The 16,162-nt window shown below is 57.2% G+C and carries 27 protein-coding genes; 25 read left to right on the top strand and 2 right to left on the bottom strand.

What is annotated here, in order from left to right:
- The first annotated feature begins 272 nt into the window (after positions 1-272).
- Positions 273-491, top strand: a complete 219-nt coding sequence (locus GKE73_RS02515) for a phage virion morphogenesis protein (RefSeq protein WP_230368963.1) — start codon at positions 273-275, stop codon at positions 489-491.
- On the opposite strand, the gene GKE73_RS22230 is transcribed toward GKE73_RS02515, so the two are convergent.
- A complete protein-coding gene (locus tag GKE73_RS22230) occupies positions 488-616 on the bottom strand; it encodes a hypothetical protein (protein WP_280954708.1) in 129 nt (42 codons plus the stop codon). The two genes, GKE73_RS02515 and GKE73_RS22230, sit on opposite strands and share 4 nt — an antisense overlap.
- A gap of 342 nt (positions 617-958) precedes the next feature.
- Here GKE73_RS22230 and GKE73_RS02510 point away from each other — a divergent pair, with 342 nt between their 5' ends.
- The 8 genes from GKE73_RS02510 to GKE73_RS02480 all read left to right on the top strand — a co-directional run bounded on the left by GKE73_RS02510 (position 959) and on the right by GKE73_RS02480 (position 5,576).
- Positions 959-1,963, top strand: coding sequence for a phage protease (locus GKE73_RS02510; RefSeq protein WP_230368962.1), 1,005 nt, complete (start codon positions 959-961; stop codon positions 1,961-1,963).
- Between the two features lie 12 nt (positions 1,964-1,975).
- Complete coding sequence (locus GKE73_RS02505; protein ID WP_230368961.1) at positions 1,976-2,146, top strand: hypothetical protein; 171 nt, start codon at positions 1,976-1,978, stop codon at positions 2,144-2,146.
- A 99-nt stretch (positions 2,147-2,245) separates the two neighbouring features.
- Positions 2,246-2,371, top strand: a complete 126-nt coding sequence (locus tag GKE73_RS22225) for a hypothetical protein (protein ID WP_280954707.1) — start codon at positions 2,246-2,248, stop codon at positions 2,369-2,371.
- Between the two features lie 33 nt (positions 2,372-2,404).
- Positions 2,405-3,433, top strand: coding sequence for a major capsid protein (locus GKE73_RS02500; RefSeq protein WP_230368960.1), 1,029 nt, complete (start codon positions 2,405-2,407; stop codon positions 3,431-3,433).
- A 159-nt stretch (positions 3,434-3,592) separates the two neighbouring features.
- On the top strand, positions 3,593-3,769 hold the full coding sequence (locus GKE73_RS02495) for a Com family DNA-binding transcriptional regulator (RefSeq protein ID WP_230368959.1): 177 nt from the start codon (positions 3,593-3,595) through the stop codon (positions 3,767-3,769).
- On the top strand, positions 3,762-4,535 hold the full coding sequence (locus GKE73_RS02490) for a DNA adenine methylase (protein ID WP_230368958.1): 774 nt from the start codon (positions 3,762-3,764) through the stop codon (positions 4,533-4,535). The genes GKE73_RS02495 and GKE73_RS02490 overlap by 8 nt, the downstream gene beginning before the upstream one ends.
- A 259-nt stretch (positions 4,536-4,794) precedes the next feature.
- Positions 4,795-5,412 carry a hypothetical protein gene (locus tag GKE73_RS02485; RefSeq protein WP_230368957.1) on the top strand — a complete coding sequence of 206 codons (618 nt, stop codon included), beginning with the start codon at positions 4,795-4,797 and terminating at the stop codon, positions 5,410-5,412.
- Positions 5,413-5,414: 2 nt separating this feature from the next.
- Positions 5,415-5,576 (top strand): hypothetical protein, encoded by a 162-nt coding sequence (locus GKE73_RS02480; protein ID WP_230368956.1) that lies wholly within the window; start codon positions 5,415-5,417, stop codon positions 5,574-5,576.
- A 144-nt stretch (positions 5,577-5,720) separates the two neighbouring features.
- Here the strand turns inward: GKE73_RS02480 and GKE73_RS02475 are convergent, their stop codons facing one another.
- Positions 5,721-6,137 carry a hypothetical protein gene (locus GKE73_RS02475; protein WP_230368955.1) on the bottom strand — a complete coding sequence of 139 codons (417 nt, stop codon included), beginning with the start codon at positions 6,135-6,137 and terminating at the stop codon, positions 5,721-5,723.
- A 162-nt stretch (positions 6,138-6,299) separates the two neighbouring features.
- Here GKE73_RS02475 and GKE73_RS02470 point away from each other — a divergent pair, with 162 nt between their 5' ends.
- From GKE73_RS02470 to GKE73_RS02395, 16 genes are all read left to right on the top strand, one after another.
- Positions 6,300-6,731: a gp436 family protein gene (locus tag GKE73_RS02470; RefSeq protein WP_230368954.1), complete on the top strand. Its 432-nt coding sequence runs from the start codon at positions 6,300-6,302 to the stop codon at positions 6,729-6,731.
- Complete coding sequence (locus tag GKE73_RS02465; RefSeq protein ID WP_230368953.1) at positions 6,731-7,150, top strand: phage tail terminator protein; 420 nt, start codon at positions 6,731-6,733, stop codon at positions 7,148-7,150. The genes GKE73_RS02470 and GKE73_RS02465 overlap by 1 nt, the downstream gene beginning before the upstream one ends.
- A 12-nt stretch (positions 7,151-7,162) precedes the next feature.
- A complete protein-coding gene (locus GKE73_RS02460) occupies positions 7,163-7,309 on the top strand; it encodes a DUF7210 family protein (RefSeq protein ID WP_230368952.1) in 147 nt (48 codons plus the stop codon).
- 37 nt (positions 7,310-7,346) lie between these two features.
- Positions 7,347-7,526, top strand: a complete 180-nt coding sequence (locus tag GKE73_RS02455) for a hypothetical protein (protein ID WP_230368951.1) — start codon at positions 7,347-7,349, stop codon at positions 7,524-7,526.
- Positions 7,527-7,536: 10 nt separating this feature from the next.
- Complete coding sequence (locus GKE73_RS02450; RefSeq protein WP_230368950.1) at positions 7,537-8,106, top strand: phage tail tube protein; 570 nt, start codon at positions 7,537-7,539, stop codon at positions 8,104-8,106.
- A gap of 21 nt (positions 8,107-8,127) precedes the next feature.
- Positions 8,128-8,529, top strand: a complete 402-nt coding sequence (locus tag GKE73_RS02445; RefSeq protein ID WP_230368949.1) for a hypothetical protein — start codon at positions 8,128-8,130, stop codon at positions 8,527-8,529.
- Between the two features lie 102 nt (positions 8,530-8,631).
- Positions 8,632-9,279: a hypothetical protein gene (locus GKE73_RS02440; protein ID WP_230368948.1), complete on the top strand. Its 648-nt coding sequence runs from the start codon at positions 8,632-8,634 to the stop codon at positions 9,277-9,279.
- Positions 9,280-9,284: 5 nt separating this feature from the next.
- The gene (locus tag GKE73_RS02435; protein ID WP_230368947.1) at positions 9,285-9,833 is read left to right on the top strand and encodes a phage tail tape measure protein; all 549 of its coding nucleotides are present in this window, start codon (positions 9,285-9,287) and stop codon (positions 9,831-9,833) included.
- Entirely contained in the window at positions 9,797-12,595 is a 2,799-nt protein-coding gene (locus GKE73_RS02430; protein ID WP_230368946.1) for a phage tail tape measure protein, read from the top strand. Before GKE73_RS02435 ends, GKE73_RS02430 begins: the two co-directional genes overlap by 37 nt.
- 4 nt (positions 12,596-12,599) lie before the next feature.
- Positions 12,600-12,839 (top strand): hypothetical protein, encoded by a 240-nt coding sequence (locus GKE73_RS02425; protein WP_230368945.1) that lies wholly within the window; start codon positions 12,600-12,602, stop codon positions 12,837-12,839.
- A gap of 19 nt (positions 12,840-12,858) precedes the next feature.
- Positions 12,859-13,023 carry a hypothetical protein gene (locus GKE73_RS02420; protein ID WP_230368944.1) on the top strand — a complete coding sequence of 55 codons (165 nt, stop codon included), beginning with the start codon at positions 12,859-12,861 and terminating at the stop codon, positions 13,021-13,023.
- Entirely contained in the window at positions 13,023-13,667 is a 645-nt protein-coding gene (locus GKE73_RS02415) for a hypothetical protein (RefSeq protein ID WP_230368943.1), read from the top strand. The genes GKE73_RS02420 and GKE73_RS02415 overlap by 1 nt, the downstream gene beginning before the upstream one ends.
- Positions 13,648-14,511, top strand: coding sequence for a hypothetical protein (locus tag GKE73_RS02410; RefSeq protein ID WP_230368942.1), 864 nt, complete (start codon positions 13,648-13,650; stop codon positions 14,509-14,511). The genes GKE73_RS02415 and GKE73_RS02410 overlap by 20 nt, the downstream gene beginning before the upstream one ends.
- Positions 14,512-14,608: 97 nt before the next feature.
- The gene (locus GKE73_RS02405; protein WP_230368941.1) at positions 14,609-14,761 is read left to right on the top strand and encodes a hypothetical protein; all 153 of its coding nucleotides are present in this window, start codon (positions 14,609-14,611) and stop codon (positions 14,759-14,761) included.
- 442 nt (positions 14,762-15,203) lie between these two features.
- Positions 15,204-15,806, top strand: coding sequence for a hypothetical protein (locus tag GKE73_RS02400; RefSeq protein WP_230368940.1), 603 nt, complete (start codon positions 15,204-15,206; stop codon positions 15,804-15,806).
- Entirely contained in the window at positions 15,803-16,162 is a 360-nt protein-coding gene (locus GKE73_RS02395; RefSeq protein ID WP_230368939.1) for a hypothetical protein, read from the top strand. Before GKE73_RS02400 ends, GKE73_RS02395 begins: the two co-directional genes overlap by 4 nt.

The following is a 16,162-nucleotide window of genomic DNA, read 5'->3' as shown; positions in this document are numbered from 1 at the left end:
GGGAAGCGTATACCCATGCAGACAAATACATTGACCACATTGGGCTATGTGGATTTACGGGACTTGAATAACCCGGCCCTGTATCGGCGGATCATATGAGGAGGATAGCCGTGCAGGCAGGACGCCACCCCCTGCGTGTGCACGCCCTTTCGGGGTTGCAGTACGTAATGCGATATTTCACGTACTTCTGCACGGCCTATATTCATTATGAGTGACAACAGCTTCGAAATCAAAGTCGTCAACGACAGTGTTGGCCGGCACTGGATAAACTGTTGGCGCAAGCCCACAACCTGCGCCCGGCACTGCTGGACTTTGCCGAGTGGGCAAAGGCAGAGACCGACCAGCGCTTTGCCGAACAGAAGGACTGGCATGGCCAGCCTTGGGAGCCGAACGCCCCGACGACACTGGCGGCGTATATCCGGCACGGCGGCAAGAAGAACTTCAAGAAAGATGGCTCGCTATCCAAGCGCGGCCAGACCGTGCTAGCTTAAGCAAGAAAATCCTGCAGGGCCATACCAACAATCTGCGCCAGTACGCCTTCAGCTTTGAGGCGGGACCGGATCATCTGACCTTCGGCCCATGGGGTAATGGCCTGAATGCCTATGCGGCCATCCAACAGCTGGGTGGCCGGGCAGGCCGAGGCCTTGGCGTGTATATCCCGGCACGGGCCTATCTGCCGGTAGATGAGACTGGCCAGCTGGCACCCGTCGCTGAAGCGGAGCTGCTGGCCATCTTGGGGCGGCACTTTGACGATGAGGGGCGTTGAGCCGCACAAATGGCCGACAGCGCACTGTTTTATCCTCATCGCCTAATGGCTTATCTATGGCAGTCCTAATGCCGTCCTGAAAGTTTTAACGGGGTTTTAACGCTATCGACAGGGTACGCAGCAATCCCCACTCGGTTTTACCGAACCCTTTCCCCCGTTTTTCCCAATTTCTCCCCGCTCACAATGCGGGGCATGAACACCACTCCAAAACTCTTTCGGGCCATCAATGCCATGCCATCCGCTGGCAGGGCCATTAACGCGCTGACCCTTTCGTTGCCAGAGGGTGACTCGGCTCCCGAGTGGGTAGAGGTCATTCCTGCCGGGACGTTTAAAGGTCGTGATGGGCGTGGGCCATGGTTTAGCAATGTTCCGGCCATCTTGCAGTCCTTTGCCGCTGACCAGGCGGCGGGGATTGATCCCGTTGTCGACTACAACCATCAGACCTGCGGACCCGGTACCAAGGCCGAGGCCGCCGGATGGATCAAGCAGCTTGAGGTCCGTGATGGTGCGATCTGGGCGCGTGTCGAATGGGTCGCGGAGGGGGCCGAGAAAGTCATCGCTAAAAAGTATCGCTATCTCTCGCCGGTATTCGATTTCGATGCTACGGGCCGCATCGTCAAGCTGATATCCGTGGCCATCGTCAATGTCCCGAACCTGTTTTTACGTGCCCTTAACTCAATGGAGACCTCTGTGGACCTGCTGAAACAACTGATTGAACTGCTCGGACTGGACCCGGCGGCAGATGCCGCAGCGGTGATTGAGGCGATCAAAACGCTGCAGTCCGCCAGTGCCGATACCACCACCGCGATGAATAGCTTGCGCCAAGTTACCGGTGCAGCGGCCGATGCTGATCTGAAAGCCGTGACCAGCAGCATCATGACCGGCTTTGTGCCGAAGGCGGAATACGAACGCGTGGCCAACTCGCTGCGGCAGCTGCAGGCCGGTACGGCCGAGGCGGAAATCGACAAGCAGCTGGATGACGCGGTGGCGGCAGGCAAGATCGCGCTTACCAGCCGTGGTTTTTACAAGGCCATGTGTAGCGCCGACATGAGCGCCTTCCAGGACTTCATCAAAACAGCGCCGGTCGTGGTCAAGCCCGGTACGGATGCTACCAGCCGTGCGATGAACAGCCAGCAAGAAAAACCCCACGACAACCCGCTGCTCGCCAATGCCAAGGCGCGAGCTGCATCGCACTAACAGGAGAAGAGTATGCCTTCCGTGACTGAACAGCTGCCACCGCAAATTCCGCTGTGTGGCGAACCGGACGAATACGGCGAAACCGTACAGGTCGGCCCGGACGCTCTCTTAAGTGGCACCATTCTCGGTGTGGCCTCATTGGATGATGAGCTGGCCGTGCCACTGGTCTGCCGCCGCGAGTGACCCGCTGGCCTTTGTGCTGGGCGTCCTGCGCCATGACTTGCCAGCTGCCGACGCGGGCGTGACCTCGCGTAATGCCGAAGCATTGCAGCCGGTGACTGCGTGATTGCCCTCGACTCGCTACCGGTCCTGAGTGAGGCCCAGTCTGCCTCGCCCGCCCATTATCGCCACGTTTATCGCCAGTTGTCGGCGCGTGGCATCCGTATCACCGAGCGTGCTGGCGAATAGTCGCCACCGACTCCTATATAAAGGAACAACACAATGCCCCAATCGCTTGCGGACATTCTGAAAGACCCGTGCTTTAACGTCGCCAGCCTGACCGAGTCCATCAAGCTGCTGCCCAATACCTTCTCCAAGGTCGGCCAAAGCGGCATCTTTAAGGGCAAGGGGATCAACACCCGTACCGTTGCCATCGAATACGCCCAAGGCCGCATCCATCTGCTGGCCAACAAGGACGTCGGTAGTCCGGGTCAACGGACCAAACGTAACCCGCGCAACGTCCGTTACTTCGGTGTGCCACATATCCCGCACGACGACACCATTCTTGCGGCCGATCTGATTGGTTCTCGCACCTTTGGCAGCAGCGACACCTTGACGGTGGCCGATGTAGCCAGCGTGGTCAACGACCACTTGCAGGATATGAAGTCTCGCCATGACCTGACACGTGAATGGATGATGTTGGGCGCGGCAAAGGGCCAGATTCTGGATGGCGATGGCCAGCTGATGTATGACCTTTTCAAGGAATTCGGCATTCAGAAGAAGGTGATCGAGTTCAAACTATCGGACCCGGCCTTCAATGTGAAGAAGGCCTGCGCCGATATCTGCCGCCACGTTGAAAAGAACCTGCTGGGCGACGTGTCCAACGGCATTAAGGCTTGGGTTGATGCAGACTTCTTTGATGCTTTCACCACGCATCCGAACGTAGAAAAAGCCTTCTTTGGTTGGGCGGCGGCGCAAGAAGCACTGGGGGGCGATACGCGCAGTGGATTCAAATTCGGTGGCGTTACTTTCGAAGAGTACACCGGTGAAGTACCGACTGCAGATGGCAAGACTTCGGTGTCCTTGATCGCATCTGGCCGTGGCCATGTAGTGCCGTTGGGCACCATGTCGACCTTTGCCATCTACGATGCGCCGGGTGACTTTATCGAAGCGGTGGGCACCATCGGCCAACCTTACTACGCCAAGATCAAGAACACCGACTTTGACCGGGGCGTGGATCTGCACACCCAATCCAACCCGTTGCCGCTGTGCTTGCGTCCGGGTGTGCTGGTGGAATTGCAGCTGAAGTAAGCGTCGCCGGAAGGCGATAGAGAGACAGCGACCGGGTGGGTGCGACTAACACCCACCCGGACAGCTGACCCGCAGAGTAGAGCTGCAAGCCAACCCGAGGCTGTCACTTTCGTGCACGAAAGCCTGAACAGTTTAGCGGGTTTATTTGCATTGCAGAGTATGAACACCCCACTGGAAGACATCCGCTGTGGCCATTGCGGCCGCAAACTGGCCGAAGGCCGCTATACCGAACTCTCCATCAAGTGCCCGCGATGCCGGGCACTAAATCATTTCAGGGCCACGAGCCACGACCCGAGCACCGGGAGTGCCAATAAAAAGGACATACCTGATGCCTAACGCTAACCCCCTTGTGCCATGGATCGGCTGCAAACGCCGTCTGGCCAAGCACATCCTGCCGCTGTTCCTCGAACACGCCTGCTATGTCGAACCGTTCTGTGGCGCTGCCGCGCTGTACTTCATGAAGGCGCCCGCCAAAACCGAGGTCATCAATGACCTGAATGGCGAACTGGTGAACCTGTACCGGGTGGTACAGCACCACCTTGAAGAGTTCGTGCGGCAGTTCAAATGGTCCCTGATCAGCCGTGAAATGTTCAAGTGGCTACAACTGACCCGCACGGAGCCTCTGACCGATATCCAGCGAGCAGCCCGGTTTTTTTATCTGCAGAAAATGGCGTTTGGTGGAAAAGTGACGGGCCAAACCTTTGGCACCGCCACCACCAGTGCGCCCCGGCTGAACCTGCTGCGCCTCGAGGAGGAGCTATCAAACGCCCACCTACGGCTGGCCCGGACGTACATTGAGCATCTGGACTGGGCCGAATGCGTAGCGAAGTACGACCGGCCCCATACCTTGTTCTACTGCGATCCGCCGTACTGGCAGACCGAGGGCTATGGCAACGCGTTCGGCATGGAGCAATACCAACTCCTAGCCGAACTGGCCAGAACCATCAAAGGAAAGATGATCATCTCCATCAATGATGTACCTGCCATGCGGGAAGTGTTTGCCGGGCTGGCCATGGAGCGGGTTGGGATCTGCTATACGGTGGGAGGAACGGCAGCAACCCGTAAGGAAACGGGGGAGCTGGTAATTCGGAATTTTAGCTAGGGGAAAGAACGCCATACATCACCGGAGGGGGGCATGTATGGCGGATGTCACCGCAATTTGCTTAAGGGTTTATAGGATTAATGCTAATATCATCTAAAAATCAAATGATGATACCTGCACATGACTACGGATTTTTGCACTGGAAGTTTTGCACCGAGTTCACTACTCCAACAAGGAGCCGGTCCCGATCCATGAAATAGCATCCTCTCTTGTCGCCTTGGAGAGGATACTGCAACGTTTACCAAAGACGCTTACCGCTGTGACTTCAGTCCCTATTGAACATATGGACATTTATGTCGAAGAGATCCAGACGGGCAGTCTTACCGAAGACATCATTCTCAAGATCTTCTTCAAGGATCAAGAAGAAGTCGATGCGTTCTTAACTCGTATACGCGAAACATTAGGCAGGAAAAAAGTGACCCGTAACATACTGATCGGTTCCCTTGTCCCGGCTATAGTTGGCTATGGACTGTACAAAGCAGCTGTAGCAATGCAGAGCCCGGAAGCGGCGAAAGCCATTAACATTAATAACAATGTCATTATCAATATTGGGGCGGATCAAGCAAGTCTGAAGCCAGAACAATTGACGGCCATTGTTGAATCAGCTATCTCCGACAAAAAGGGGCTGGCAAAAGATGCAGTCGCGTTCGTAAAGCCAGCTAAAAGTGACAGCACAGCAAGTATCACAATGGAAAATCAGGATGTACTTTCCATTCCTTCAGATATTGTGCAGAAGGCGCCTAGCACCCTAAAAATCGAAGATGTGCCAACTGAGCGAAGCTATCCAGATGTAGATCTCAACATTCGAGCGACTAACTTAGATAGTAAGGAACAAGGCTGGGCTGGACTGATACCGGTCTTATTGATCGCCGTGTAAAAGTGGTACTTGGCGCAGGTGTATTGCCAACAGACTTAGCTGGAAAGTTTACAGTAAGGGCAGATGTTGTTGTGAACTCTAAACCAATTGGTCGTACAAATGAAATCAAGCCTTATCAGATCACTGTTGTACGGGTAATTAATGACAAGGCCAAAAAACAGTAATCAATTAACCCACTACTCATTTCTCGAATGCACTAAATCTAAGATAACTAGGCTTCCATCTGAACGTTTCCCCCAGTTGCTAAGCTGATTTAACTCGACGAGTTGCATTTCTTTATGTGCATATGTTCATAGGTTATGTAAAGCCTACCGCAGCGAAATTGGGTATTTATTGAATTTCCCTTTATTTATATTCTCTGCAGTAGAAATAAGTGAAAGAGGGTTGCGTTTGTTATTCATGCCGTTAAGATGATTGGCGATAACGTTGGCTTCAGGTGGATATGTGATTAGTTTTTCCATCATGACGGCATGGTATAAACAAGATGCTCTATCTTTTACCTGATTTGCGGCATGCTTAACTACTACCGGGAAATGTGGATTAGTACAGCTAAAGTAAACAAGCGCTTTGTAGTCTGCTTCTGAGCAGGTTAATTTCACAACGTATCCATTCTCTTCCGCATCCAGTACAAATGAGTAGGTTCCCTCTCCAACATCAGCATTCTTTACAAGAGCGGAAATTACCCAAGACTCTGTCTCCGGGGTTAGAAATAATTTTTCTCTCACCTTTTTCTCCTGTTTTTTCTCATGAAATTTTTGACAGTCATATGACCGTTTATCATAAATGAATAATCATGTGCTGATTGATTAATATACCACGTACATTCAGTACGCTTACCGAACCCCTTCCTGCCTTTGCCATTTCCCCCATGCCCGCACAATGCGGGCATGACGACTTCTACTCCCTACATCACCCAACAAGGTCTCGAAGATCGCTTCGGCCGTGAGTTCCTGTTGCGGGTGACCGACCCGACCAATACCGGCGAAGTTGACCAGGGCAAGGTCGCCCGCGCCATCAGCGATGCCACCGAGCTGGTGAATTCCTATCTGGGTAAGCGCTACACCTTGCCGGTGCCGTTTGTGCCCGGCTCGCTGGAACGTGTGGCCGCTGATCTGGTGCGCTATTTCCTCTATGCCAGCCAGCCCGGCGAGGAAGTGACCAAGCGCTACGACGATGGGATCAAGTGGCTCAAGGACGTGGCCAATGGCGTCGTTTCGCTGGGCTTGCCGGTGCCGGAAACCCCGGTCAGCTCGACCGGCAAGGTCGTCATGGTAGCCCTCCGGCGCAAGTTCTCCCGCCACAGCATGAAGGACTACTGATGCGCCCGGATCACCTCGCGCTGGGGCCAGCCATCGTGGCCCAGCTAAAACAGCAGATCAGTGACGTGCGCCAAATCGCCCTGCGCGGGGAGATGAGCGATGTCACCAGTGGCGAACAAATCTCTCCCTCGTTGTATGTGATCTATGTCCGGGATGGGGTGCCATCCGGTAGCCAGAGCATGGATGGCATGAACCATATCGTGCAGCAGTGGATGGTGGTGGTCGCCGTACAGGGTAGTCCGGATCAACTGATTGCCAAGGCGGGCCAGCTGCTGGCGCGCGTCCGTGATGCCATGTTGGGCTGGACCCCGGACACCGCGTTATATGACCCGCTACAAGCGGCAACGCCTCCCGCTGCCATGTACCTCAGTGACTGGGGGTATTTCCCGCTGATGTTTAACGCCGATTTTTACGCCTGAAAGGAGGCACCCATGGCTGGATCGTCCCAGCGCGAGCGCGTTGAGTTGCTACAAGTGCACAAAAACGCCGGTACCGAATATCCGGTTGGCCATGAGCTGGTGGTGTCTTCGAGCACCGCTGCCCGGCTGTACCGCCACAAAATCGCCAAGCCACCTTAACCAAGGCAACCGTTACCCCCACTACGGAGCATGAAGCATGAGTTACGCACCGATTCTTACCTCGACTGAAAAACACACCTATTCGGTATCCGGCCAGATGCTGATGTCGGCCTACGGCGAAAAAAAGTACAAGCCGTTTGCCATGGTCGATACCGCCAACCTGACAATTGAGCAGGAAACCCGGGGAACTGCCGGACGCGTACAGCGGCCGTGGTAACTACGACAAGATGTACTCAGTGAAAGCCGTCACGCTGGATCTGGACATCAAGACCTTCCAGCCGGAAATCATCGCTGAGATGACCATGGGCGTGGCCACCACGCGGGCGGAAGAGGCTATCTCTGATGAAGTACAGACTGTCTACAAGGGCACGCTGGTTCCGCTGGAAAACATCGGTGCCGGTGACTTTATTGTGACCGATGAAGCCGGTACGAATCCGGACCCCTACGTGGCCGGTAAAGATTACCTGCCGACCGCTGCCGGTATCTTTGTTCTGGAAAGTGGCGCTATCGCTGATGGCGCCAAGATCAAGGTCAGCTACAAGGCCAAGCAGGCGAACATCGTCAACTGGCTGGTAAGCTCCAGCCAAGAGCGTTCGCTCATCTTCCATGGGGTGAACAAGGCCAACCGTAAAGAGGTGGCCGTGGAGATTTTCCGGGGCAAGTTCGGCTTTGCCGACAAGTATGCCCTGCTGGGCAAGGACTTCCGTGGGGCCGGTCTGAAGTTCGAAGTGCTGTCTGACCCGCTGCAGACCGGTGATGGCCTCTCTCAGTGGGTACGTGAAACCCTCATGAAGTAACCCCTCCGGGCACGGAACACCGTGCCCGCCCCATGGAGCATCCGTTGTGCAAAAAACCCACGAAATCGCTTAAGCAAGACCATCGTCGTCACCGAACTGACGGTGGCAGATATCCGCCAGTTGCTCATCGACTCGTCGCTGCAAGCCAACCCGCAGGCCATGTCCCCGGAGCAGCAGGCCGACACCATCCTGGACAAGATGCTGCTGCCCGGCGTGGATCTGGCCGCCGTTCGTCAGATCACCGGGCTGGACCGTGCCGGGCTGGCTGACTTTAACCAGTCCGAGTTGCAAACCATTGCGGATCACTGCCGGGCACTGAACCCGCTTTTTTCGGGATGCTGGCCCGGCTGGAGGAAGCGAAACAGCGGGCGGAGATCACGGCACTGTCCAACCTTCAGTGGACGAACAGCTAGAAACGTTTGAAGCCATGCTGTGCGCCGTGATCACAGCAGGCCATCCCAATGCGCTCACTTACCCATGGCGGCTTTTTATGGCCGCCATCAACGAGTTAAACCGTAGCCGATCATGACCCAACAGACCCTGCAATACGTCATCAATGCCAATGTCGCCGGATTCGTTTCGGCCATTGGTCAGGCCGAGGCAAAGTACAGCCAGGCCTTGCAGGGGATGTCCGACAAGGCGTCCCGGATACAGCTATTTGAGAAAACACAGGAGAGTGCCAAGCAGGCGGCACAAGAGTTCTTCAAGCTGAAAGAGCAGACGGCTTCCTACCAGCTGGCCTTGGCAGGCGCTCGGGCACCCTTGCAGCAATTCCAGCAGGCGATGGCGGCAGTTGAACTGACAACCCGGCAAAGCGCGGTTGAGGTGGGGCATCAACGCTCGGCGTTAAAACCGCTGGAAGAGGCCCTGAAAACCGCCACGTCGGCCTATACCAGCATCCGCAAGGAAGCGATCCAGGCCGGAGGGACAGCAGAAGATTTTGCGGGGGAAATTGCACAGGCCAAACGGCAACTGGATAGCGCCACCACCGCACTGAGTCAGCATAAAGCGGCGATGGAGAAAAGCGCCAGCGAGTACACCGCCAACAAGGAGGCACTGGCGGCTTACAAGTCTCAGCTGGCCACGGTGACCAAGCCGGTCAAGGACTTGGAAAACCAGCTGGCCACGGCCGAGCGCCAACTGGTCCAGACCGAACTGAAAATGCGGGCTTAAGCACCATGGCCGTGTCTGGCCTGCGGCGGGAACTGTCGGCGGCTGGCGTGGATACCCACAACCTGTCGGCCGAGCAGGAGCGCATGGCGACGGTGGTGGCCACGGTGTCACAACGGGTCAATCAGTCGCAGAGAATCGTCAGAGCCGAACAGCTATTGGCCATCCGCAGCCAGAAAGATTTGCAGCGTGAAATCAATCTGGTCTCTGCTGCCTATGCCCGGCTGGCACAGTCGGGAACGGTATCCACGCAAGAACTTGAGCGGGCAGCTAGTGCCGCCAAGGCACGAATCGCAGAGTTACGGGCTGAAGCCAAGGGGGCCGGAAGTCCGGGCAGTACGGTTTTACCTAGTGCAGCCCAACAGCTGGTCCCTTCGCTAGGGGCGGCCTACATTACCCAGCAATCCGTGCGTCAGTACCTCGACTTTGGCACGGCCATGGCCAAGGTCTCCACGCAACTGGATGGGCAACTGGAACCGGTCCAGATGCTGACGAAGAACGTCCGCGAGATGGCCGGGAAATGGGGGTCGATGCCACCCAGTCCGCCAATGCGTTAGCGGATGTCTTTGGTAGCCGTGACTTTGACCATCCTTCCGAAGCTCTGGCCGTATTGCGGCAAGCGACCATGGCCGCCAAGGGCGGTTTTACCGATGTATCCACGTCCGTACAGGTCGGATTGGGCGTGTTGAACACGTATGGGAAAAGCGTCAGCGAGTTGCCAAAGGTTTATGACGTCTTGTTCCAGACCGTGAAGGACGGGGTAACGACCTTTCCGGCACTGGCTCAGTCGATTGGCCTGGTCCTGCCAACGGCCAAGGCTGGTGGTGTGTCGTTTGAAGAGTTGGGGGCCGCACTGGCCGTACTCACCAAAAATGGCTATCAGACCCCACAAGCCATTACGGCCGTAAACGGTGCCATCTATCAGTTATCCGCCCCAACGGGCGAGGCCAAGGAAAAACTCCGGGCATTAGGCATTACATGGAATGGGCTGGATAACACCATCCGCCAGATTGCTGACAAGCATATCGGCATCGATCTGATCCGGACCATCGTCCCGGATAGTGAGGCGGCTCGTGGGGTCATGGCGCTGGCAGATAACTACCGGATGCTGAATACCGAGGTTGGCCGCATGCAGGGCGCCAACGGTGCGGCCAAGGGTGCCTTCGACATTGTCCAGGCCTCGGACAAAGCCAAGGTCGATGAGTTTGTGACCGCCATCAAGGATCTCATGCTGGAACTTGGGAAGCTGGCGACCGCCGGGCTACCCGTCGTCCAGTTCATCCGGGATCTGCTAAACGGATTGAACGGGCTTGATCCGGTCATCAAAGATATAACGCTCGGGCTGATCAGCGTCAGTGCCGCGCTGGCCTTTTCCCCGGCGCTGCGCACGCTACTGGTGGAATTCATCGGCCTGAAAGTTGGGCTTGGCAGCGTCATGGGGGTGATGGACGGCTTTGTGCTCAAGGGGGGCGATGTCATCAAAACGGTGACGGGCATTCTCGGCCAAATCAAATCTGTTTCTGCCGCCGCGATGGACTTGGCCAAGTCTGGTGGCGTGGGCACGCTGGCCAGTATGGCGAGTGGTGCCGCCAACCTTAGCTCTATGGCTCCAGCGGTGGTTGGAAGCCTGAAGAACATTGGAATGGCGGTTACAGGGATTGCCACCTCTCTTGCTTACTTGGCTGCGTATGCCGTACTGATCGACCAAATTATTACGCTTTACAAGCTATATCAGGAAAACCGCGACATTGAGAATGCGGACGCCAAACGCAAAGCGGACATCGATGCTGCGATCAAAGATAACGAGAAATACAAAGACGTCCGGCTGAAATCGGCCAGTGAAATTGCAGCTATGAACGCGGCGGAACGGAAGGACTACACCGACAGCATCCATGCCGCTCAATCGTACTGGAATGCGGTAACGGCTAAACGTACTGCACAGCAGGATGCCACCGACCCAAGCAAAACCTCTCAGTCAGCACTGGATGCCGCCCGCTCGGCCCGTCTGTATGGGCAGGCGGCTGACCAGTCCGAGGAACTGAACAAAACCCTGCAAAAGCGTGAGGAACTGACCACCAAGCTTCAACTGGCTCGGCAGGAACTGGCGGATGCTGAAGCCAAGGATTTGAAGAAACAGGCTGAAGCCGAGCGCAAGGCCATGGAGGATTCCATTGCCAATAAAATCCAGACCGGTGTCCGGCTAACGGCAGAAGAACAGAAGATTGTCGACACCACTAACCGGCTGCAACAGGACGTTCTCAAGGCAGAAATCAAAACCGGTAACGAACGCGTCCGCAAGCGCGAAGAAGACCTGAAAAAGATTGCCGAAAAAGAGAAGCAAGTCGCTGATGACATCAAGAAGCTGCAAGAGTCCCAGCTCGATGCCAGAGACAGCGGTGCCGCCAAGCTCCGCAATCTGCAGCGCAAGGGGATGTCTGAAGAGGATCAGCAAAAGGACATCGGGGGCGAGGTCGACAGCAATCTGAGCACGGCCAATGCGGCTCGGGCTGCTGGTGACTTTACCCGTGCCCGCAAACTGGCCGATGCAGCCAGCAGTCTGGCGGAACAGCTGAAAGACAACGGTGCCGCGATGGATAAGGTCAAGCGGGCCAATGCCCTGGTTGACCAGACCTATACGGATGAGATTGACGCGAAAAAGGCCGAGGCTGAAAAGCTGGTGGCTGACCGTGAAAAAGCCAAGCAGGACATCGAGGCACAAAAAACCGCCATCACCGATCTGGAAACCCGGCTCAGTGCGCTGATCAGTAAAGAAGCCCGTGTCACGGTTTCTGCTGATACGGAAAAAGCCCGCAAAGACGTTGAGGATCTGGAAGCGCAGATTGCCAAGCTGTCGGATAAAACCGTCACAGTGACGGTGAACACACAGCAGGTCGGCAGTCCCGCCACGGCACCTGCTGCTGCCCCCAAGGGGTTTGATAGTGGTGGCTGGACCGGGCCGGGTAGCAAATACACGCCCGCCGGTGTTGTTCACGCCGATGAGTTTGTGATGCGTCAGGAAGTCACCCGTGAGCCGGGCGCATTGGGCCTGTTTGCCCAAATCAACCAGTATGGGCTGAAAGCCCTGCAAGGCTGGCGTGGCTATGACACCGGCGGACTGGTCTCGAACCTGCCTACCTTCAATCCCTTGCCCCAGCTGCCACACCTCAAAGACGCCCCGGTCAGTGCCTCCGGCTCTAACCTGCGGGCGATCAACCTGCATTTTCCCGGCCAGTCCGACCCGGTCCCGCTCTCCGGTAGCGAGGATGCGGTGAAACAGCTGGTGGCTGCCGCCAAACTCATGAACCTGAAGAGGGGCTGACACCATGAACATCCACGACTATGCCCTGACATTCGGCATCGACGGCGTGTTAATCCCGGTTAAATCCGCCGTTAAAGTCACCCAGCGGTACGAGACCCTTGGCGGACGCACCCTGACGCGCATGAGCAATGGCCGTGGCCATTTGCAATCCCGCTGGAGCAAGTTGCGTAGCGAACTGTCCGGCACCGGTTGGACGCCGCTCCCGCTGGCCGCCACCGGATCGGAGCATCGTCCACACCATTGACTGCGTTGCCCCGCGTGCCGTGCCCATTGGCACTCCGGTCTCCGAACGCCCGGATGTTCCCGGCGTCATCCGCGACGGCATGTATGTGTACTGGCCCCGGCTCACCGGCTATCTGGAACTCACGGAAGACACCGACCCGCGCTCGGCCACATGGGGCTGGACCATAACCATAGAGGAAGAATGATGAGCACGCCTAATCCAAACTTTTCCCCGGAAGTTGAGGCCATCAATGGCCAGCCAATCTATTTCGACGGCTGGGAAACGACACTAAGCGCGGACTGGGACGGGACGGGCGTGCCCCCGCTCGCAGACTGGATCACCTTGGATACCGCACTGTTAAATCGCCAATATTCGTCAGCGTATATCGCTGTCGAATGGATCGATGGCGGGAAAACATTCCGGCGGAAATTTATCTTGTATTGCCCGAGGGCCGGACGGATTGCCAGTGGTAAGCTACCTGACATGGCAACTTCTGCACAAACGCCGTGGACATCCATGCCAGCAGGTAGCCGTGTTTACATGCCGGTTTTTTCCGCCGATCTGCAGAAGTTGATGAATACCGCCCCGACATGCTTTCCCTATGTCGTGAATGGCGATCAGTGGGCGCCGGTGCTCGGTTGGTCTCCCACGATTAAAAATGCGGATGGATCAGCGTTTACCTTCCCTGTGATTGATGACACCACCACCGCGACTTCGCTTGTTTTGTTGTGTTATCGAACCGGTTTCTTTTACGTCGTTTTGCAATCCACCTTGCTGGGTGGTGAGATGCCGTGGTTTGACCTTCCCCCGGGGTATACCGGAGGCGGTAGTGGTGGAGTGCCTCAGTGATGTTCGGCCTGACGACCCTTGGCCGGCGCCATTCGGTACGGCCGGAGGCGAATCCATCACCGGCGAAACCGTTTCGCTGCCGCTGGTGGTCACCGTCGCCCATACCCAGCCGGATGCCGCCACGATCTGGGATATCCGTGTTCTACTCGCTGACCAGGACATCACCGACCACCTGACCGGGTCGGTCGTCATCGAAGCGGAGGAGTCTGCCTCCCGTATCGCCACGGTCAAGCTGCTGCTGACCGGGCAACGCTTGTTTGACCTGACCGGCAAGCCACTGGTGGTCGAGATGCGCCCCAACGTGCTGGCCAGCTGGCAGCGACGCTTTACCGGCATCGTGGACACGCCCGAGTTTGGCCAGGATCGTGACTTTGTCACCCTGCATGCCCGTGACCGGCGCAGCGAGTCGCTGGCTCTGTCCAGCCGGGCCGAGCTGGAAGCATTGCTGGGCGGCTACTGGTCTCAACATGTTTTTGCCCGTTACGCCGACAGCCTGCAGTACGCCACGGACCGTCTCTCTACCATTCCCGCTGCCTATGATCTGGATGTCTACGGCAATCCGCGCCTGACACCATGGGCCGGGCTGGCGTCCAGCCTGACCCTGCATGCGGGCGATATCGTCGATGAATCGCTGTCGATTCAGCCCAGCAGCCACAAGTCGGTGATCAACCCGGTCACCAATGACAACGAGTCGGAACAGGCCATCAGCACCACGGCGATCTGCAAGCTGTCGGACGGCAAGACCCTGACCACCAGCACCCAGCCGACACTCACCGGCGTGGCCACGCCCGGGATGACCGTAACGGTGAAGGTCGGTGGCCAGACCTTGACCGCCACAGTTTAGGCGCCGGTGGCCACTGGTCGGCCAAGGTCACGAAACCCCGGCCGATGGCCGCTATACCCCGTGCGTCACGCTCACCTACGGCACTATCCAGTGCACGATGTGGGGCACGCCATTTCAAGTTGCCCGGAATGGCAAAGGGACGGCAATCATCGGTCAGGCCGCGCAAGAGCGCGTCGTCGACTGCTCGTTGCAATACCGCTATCCACGCCTGCACGAATACCGTCGCACCTATACCGGTCGATGGGCATGAGCTATGCCGCCTTTGCCCAAGGCAACAACGGCAAGCCGTACAAACTCCCAGAAAAAAGCCTGTTCAAATCAGCGGTCGACAGCAGCGGCTGGAAGCTGCTCTCCGAGTTCTACACGCCACCGCTACAAGGCCAGCACTATGTCGGCTATATCGACAGCAGCGGCAATCTGCATGACGGTGAAACCGTCCCGAGCGATGCCGCCGCCGTGCTTTGGTACCGTAACGACTACACCGGCAAGCCCGAAGACGATCCGCGCTGCGAGTCGGCGGTGATCGCCATTGCCAAGCGGGTGGTGCAGACCCTGACCGAGCGCTGGCGGATCACCGTTAAGGCACCAGACAGCATTACCGCGCTGGGCGAGATGAAGAAACAGGGGCAGACCGCCAGCATCGATGCCGAAGCAGTGCGTTCGACGCCTCAGCCTGGACGGACTCGACCACCATGCTACCGGAAGTGGGCACCACCTCGGTCGACCTCACCAGTCTGGCCGATGCCACCCGAGAGGACGCCAATCTGGCCATCCAGACACTGGCTGCCATTGCCCGGCGCCAGATTCTGGAATCCCACCGCTTAACCCGCGTTAAATTCACGCTTCCGATTAACCCGGCTTTAGACACCTCGCGGGCGATCACAGTAGACCGGCCCGACCTGCTGGCCAGCGGCAAGATTGCCCGCCTGACCGAAACCTACGACCTGACGGCGGGTAGCGCACTGGCTGCTGTCGAGCTAGCCATCTCGGGCCTTATCGGTGTCGGCACCGTCGACAGCGACCCGCTAAAAAGCCCGGAGCTGGAGGCACTGCCCAGCCAGTCACAGGCGGATAGCGCGGATCTGGGCACCTGCCTTGAGGGACGTAGCCAGTACAGCACCAGCACCACCGGCTATACCACGGGGGCTAGTGGCGATGCCGCCTCGGAATACCCCCATGAAGTGGCCATCGCCGTGCCGGAGATTCCGGTCTACCTCACCGACCCGGTCTCGCGGGAACTGGCCTACACCGTGTCGGTGGCCATTCCTGTCGATCATCTGGAGTTCCGCTCATGAACCTGACATTCGGCTTTTATCGTGATGCCGAGCGTAGCCAGCCGCTTGCCAGCCTGTCACTGGCCGGTGGCACTGTTACCCGGATCTGGGTCGGTACCGATGGCAGCAAGGTGGCCATGACACCCAGTGGTGAAACCATCACCCTGACGGCGCAGGCCATCGGACCCGGACTCCCGGCCAGCCAGGTCAAACTGGCCAACTCACTCTCAGAACTCGCCCATGGCAATGCCAGCGTGGCCATCGGGCAAGTGGTGTCCGGCATGCAAGCACTGTGGCTGCAGGTTGAAGATGCCGGACTGGACGATGGCCAGTACGCCAACCTTTCCCTGGTCAGCAACGCAATCTACGAGGTGTAA

It is taken from the genome of Paludibacterium denitrificans, assembly GCF_009707705.1.
In the GTDB taxonomy this organism is placed as follows: Bacteria; Pseudomonadota; Gammaproteobacteria; order Burkholderiales; family Chromobacteriaceae; genus Paludibacterium_A; species Paludibacterium_A denitrificans.
Note: the sequence above shows the minus strand (reverse complement) of the source record. Positions and strands in the feature narration are given on the sequence as shown.

Excerpts from the sequence above, each read along its gene's own strand:
- GKE73_RS02510 (WP_230368962.1), top strand. The coding sequence starts at position 959 with ATGAACACCACTCCAAAACTCTTTCGGGCCATCAATGCCATGCCATCC.
- GKE73_RS02505 (WP_230368961.1), top strand. The coding sequence starts at position 1,976 with ATGCCTTCCGTGACTGAACAGCTGCCACCGCAAATTCCGCTGTGTGGC.
- GKE73_RS02500 (WP_230368960.1), top strand. The coding sequence starts at position 2,405 with ATGCCCCAATCGCTTGCGGACATTCTGAAAGACCCGTGCTTTAACGTC.
- GKE73_RS02495 (WP_230368959.1), top strand. The coding sequence starts at position 3,593 with ATGAACACCCCACTGGAAGACATCCGCTGTGGCCATTGCGGCCGCAAA.
- GKE73_RS02490 (WP_230368958.1), top strand. The coding sequence starts at position 3,762 with ATGCCTAACGCTAACCCCCTTGTGCCATGGATCGGCTGCAAACGCCGT.
- GKE73_RS02470 (WP_230368954.1), top strand. The coding sequence starts at position 6,300 with ATGACGACTTCTACTCCCTACATCACCCAACAAGGTCTCGAAGATCGC.
- GKE73_RS02465 (WP_230368953.1), top strand. The coding sequence starts at position 6,731 with ATGCGCCCGGATCACCTCGCGCTGGGGCCAGCCATCGTGGCCCAGCTA.
- GKE73_RS02460 (WP_230368952.1), top strand. The coding sequence starts at position 7,163 with ATGGCTGGATCGTCCCAGCGCGAGCGCGTTGAGTTGCTACAAGTGCAC.
- GKE73_RS02455 (WP_230368951.1), top strand. The coding sequence starts at position 7,347 with ATGAGTTACGCACCGATTCTTACCTCGACTGAAAAACACACCTATTCG.
- GKE73_RS02450 (WP_230368950.1), top strand. The coding sequence starts at position 7,537 with ATGTACTCAGTGAAAGCCGTCACGCTGGATCTGGACATCAAGACCTTC.
- GKE73_RS02440 (WP_230368948.1), top strand. The coding sequence starts at position 8,632 with ATGACCCAACAGACCCTGCAATACGTCATCAATGCCAATGTCGCCGGA.
- GKE73_RS02435 (WP_230368947.1), top strand. The coding sequence starts at position 9,285 with ATGGCCGTGTCTGGCCTGCGGCGGGAACTGTCGGCGGCTGGCGTGGAT.
- GKE73_RS02430 (WP_230368946.1), top strand. The coding sequence starts at position 9,797 with ATGGGGGTCGATGCCACCCAGTCCGCCAATGCGTTAGCGGATGTCTTT.
- GKE73_RS02425 (WP_230368945.1), top strand. The coding sequence starts at position 12,600 with ATGAACATCCACGACTATGCCCTGACATTCGGCATCGACGGCGTGTTA.
- GKE73_RS02415 (WP_230368943.1), top strand. The coding sequence starts at position 13,023 with ATGAGCACGCCTAATCCAAACTTTTCCCCGGAAGTTGAGGCCATCAAT.
- GKE73_RS02405 (WP_230368941.1), top strand. The coding sequence starts at position 14,609 with ATGTGGGGCACGCCATTTCAAGTTGCCCGGAATGGCAAAGGGACGGCA.
- GKE73_RS02400 (WP_230368940.1), top strand. The coding sequence starts at position 15,204 with ATGCTACCGGAAGTGGGCACCACCTCGGTCGACCTCACCAGTCTGGCC.
- GKE73_RS02395 (WP_230368939.1), top strand. The coding sequence starts at position 15,803 with ATGAACCTGACATTCGGCTTTTATCGTGATGCCGAGCGTAGCCAGCCG.